The 3,314-nt window shown below is 58.8% G+C and carries 4 protein-coding genes; all 4 read left to right on the forward strand.

Features of this window, described 5'->3' with window-relative positions; genetic code table 11:
• On the forward strand, positions 1-151 hold a 151-nt coding region (locus EN964_RS29560), incomplete at its 5' end, for a 4Fe-4S binding protein (protein WP_164750711.1).
• A 79-nt stretch (positions 152-230) separates the two neighbouring features.
• On the forward strand, positions 231-422 hold the full coding sequence (locus EN964_RS38855) for an exopolysaccharide production repressor protein (protein WP_127230899.1): 192 nt from the start codon (positions 231-233) through the stop codon (positions 420-422).
• A gap of 236 nt (positions 423-658) precedes the next feature.
• The gene (locus EN964_RS29570; protein WP_024505903.1) at positions 659-1,672 is read left to right on the forward strand and encodes a 1-aminocyclopropane-1-carboxylate deaminase; all 1,014 of its coding nucleotides are present in this window, start codon (positions 659-661) and stop codon (positions 1,670-1,672) included.
• A gap of 599 nt (positions 1,673-2,271) precedes the next feature.
• Positions 2,272-3,314, forward strand: a 1,043-nt coding sequence (locus EN964_RS29575; protein ID WP_164776074.1) for a TlpA disulfide reductase family protein, incomplete at its 3' end; no start/stop codon positions are given.

Genomic DNA, 3,314 nt, shown 5'->3' on the forward strand with positions numbered 1-3,314 from the left:
CGATGACGAGGACGACGATTTCGACGGCAAGCTCAATCGCATGATCATGGTTGTCGATGATGCCGGCCGCTGCATAGGCTGCGGAGCCTGCGGCCGCGTCTGCCCCAAGAACTGCCAGACGCATGTTCCGGCCGACGAGCTCGCAACATGATCTGGCGAAAACCAGGGGAGCGGCGTGCACTTCATCTTTTTGTCGGCTCGTGGGGCTGGTCCTGTGCAGCAATGCGTCGATGGTTTACTTCGCTTTGGATTCGCTCCGTGTGGCAGTCGTCACGACGCTGGCCTGTTCGCTGCTGCTTCAGGCCGGCTACTTCGGCCGCGTGCTCTTTCTGATCTGGCAGTCCTCTAGCCGCGCTCGTGGAACTCGCCACAGGGGCCAGCATGCCGATGGTTACAGGAAAGCTCGGGTACCAGTCGTCTGACTCTGATCAACTGCGGAATGCAATTTTCAGCTGTGTCCCGGCTTGGTCGAATGCCCAGCATGTGCTGCTGCTTTGATGCGCGGATGACAGGATCAGTGCTCAGACCCACACCAATTTTGGTCACCCTCTGATGACTGAGCTGATCGTATAGGGAATCTGTGTTCGGCTAACACGCGACCATACCCCTGGGCTGACCGGTGCGTAGCAGGTTCAGGTACTTTTTTGCTGGAGATAGCATGCTGGAAAAATTCGAACGTTATCCGCTCACCTTTGGACCCACGCCGATCGAGAGGCTCGACCGCCTCGGCAAGCATCTGGGCGACAAGGTGGAAATCTACGTCAAACGCGAGGACTGCAACTCCGGTCTCGCGTTCGGCGGAAACAAGCTGCGCAAGCTCGAATACATTGTGCCCGACGCGATCGCGTCAGATGCCGATACGCTCGTCACAATCGGTGGCGTGCAGTCCAACCATACGCGCATGGTCGCTGCGGTCGCCGCCAAGATCGGCATGAAATGCCTCCTGGTCCAGGAGAGCTGGGTCCCACATGATGATGCTGTCTACGACCGGGTCGGCAATATCCTCTTGAGCCGCATCATGGGGGCAGAGGTGCGCCTGGTTGACGAGGGCTTTGACATCGGCATCCGCCGCAGCTGGGAAAAGGCACTTTATGAAGTCAAGGCAAGGGGCGGCAGGCCATATGCGATACCTGCCGGCGCCTCTGTCCACAAATACGGCGGCCTGGGCTATGTGGGGTTCGCTGAGGAGGTGCGTGCCCAGGAAGAGCAGCTTGGGTTTGCCTTCGACTATATCGTCGTCTGTACGGTGACTGGTTCAACCCACGGCGGCATGCTCGTCGGGTTCGCCAAGGATGGTCGACAGCGCAACGTGATCGGTATCGATGCCTCCGCCATGCCCGCCAAGACCAAGGCGCAGGTGCTTGGCATCGCCCAAAATACAGCGAAGCTCGTCCACCTCGGAGCGGAAATTGTCGAGGCAGACGTGGTGTTGTTCATGGACTACGCGTACCCGGGTTATGGCGTTCCATCGGAGGAAACCAAAGAGGCAATCCGTTTGTGCGCGCGGCTCGAGGGCATGATTACGGACCCCGTTTACGAGGGCAAATCGATGCAAGGGATGATCGACCTCGTCCAGAGGGGCTTCTTTCCACAGGGATCGAGGGTCCTCTACGCACATCTAGGCGGCGCACCGGCGATCAACGGGTACGGCTACACCTTTCGCAACGGCTGACGTTCGGCAGTCTGCGATTCCGCGGTCGCGCTCGAACGTGGGTAGGTAGCGTCGTTCGAGCGCTTGGCTGGAGAAGTGGAGGCAGCGACGGGCATCCACTAATTGGTACCATTACGTGCTGTCGGTGCTCAACGCCACGCGCATTGAGCGCATGCCGCCGTTGGCAACCGCGAGGCGAATTTTGACTCCGGGGCAAGAATCCACACGCGGCGGTGGCGGCACGAGGACCAAGCCGGCGAGTTCGCGCTTTCGAACTGGCGCCAAACTGCCACTGCTCGAGGGCCGAGGCCAGTCTAATCACAGGCGAGCCGTCCAAGCTCTCAAGAGTGATAGGGCGAAACCCGACAGCGGCAGAAGACATGTCGGGTTCACGACAATCGGCCGCATTTGGCCTCGTGGAGAATTTCAAAGCATTTCCCGCCGCTTACCGGAGCTGAGGGAATTGGCACCTCCGTTGCAGCTTGATGTGCGGCAACACGGTGAGAGCTTCGCTGAAGCAAGCCAGAGGGAGCGATGCCCTCGAGACCGTGTCCGATTTTGACTGGAAAATATTCCGCGACAAAAGAGACGAAAGGTGTGGAATGACTTTGGACACCAAGATGGAACTGCGTATGGGGTCCCCGGCTCCTGCGATCAAAGTGGAGAACTGGCTGCGTGGCGAGCCCCTCACGAACTTTCGGCCCGGCAAGGTCTACCTCGTTGAGTTTTGGGCGACTTGGTGCGGACCATGTGTCGACGCCATGCCCCATTTGATCGAACTGCAGGAGAAATATGAAGGCAGCGGATTTGAGGCGGTCGGAGTTGCCGCCTGCGAACAGGGTCCTACCGCAGACGAGGCGCGGACCAACGTGGATGCCTGGCTGACCGAGGAGTTCCCGAATCTGAATTATCGTATCGGGTTCGATTACATTGGCGAAATGAACAAGCTCTGGATGGATCCCAGCTCTTCGATTGGGATTCCCACCTCGTTCGTGGTCGACCGCGACGGCCACATCGCTTTTATCGGCCACCCGGCGGAACTCGATGACGTTTTGCCGAAAGTCCTTAACGGCAGCTGGCGCAGCAGCTATGAAGCGAAAGCCGCCGATGCAAAGCGCATCGCGCATAACCAACTTGCAGCGCGCGAAATGTCGCTTACCGGGCCGATATACGCCAAACTTGAGCCGGCGATGCAGGCCGAGGATTGGACGGCGGCGCTCTTGGCCATCGAAGAAGGCCTCGCCTTGATGCCAGACTCTTGTGAGTTCCGGCAGATTCATGCGGATCTTCTGCTTCACAAGCTGCGCGACATCAAGACCGGCATGCCGGTCATGCGAGAATTGGTCGAGGACGCGATCGACAAAACGTCCGACGCGGTGTCGTGGATGGCCTTGGCCCTCAACCAACTCTTCGATCCCACGATGGACAATTCCCATCTTCCGCGCGCGGAGCGCTTTGCGATGGGCAACGAGCTCTCGGAACAGATACTGGCACTCAATCCCCCGAACGGCGATGGCCCGTTTAAATACCTCCGGTACCTCCCGGTAGCTCAGTATTATTACGAGAGCGGCAACAAAGATCGCGCAATCGAGTTGATCGAGGTGGCACTGAAATCGGTGGACCGGCTGGGGCCAATTCCGGACCACACCAAACAGTACTATCT

The sequence above is a fragment of the Mesorhizobium sp. M7A.F.Ca.CA.001.10.2.1 genome, from assembly GCF_003998575.1.
Lineage (GTDB): Bacteria > Pseudomonadota > Alphaproteobacteria > Rhizobiales > Rhizobiaceae > Mesorhizobium.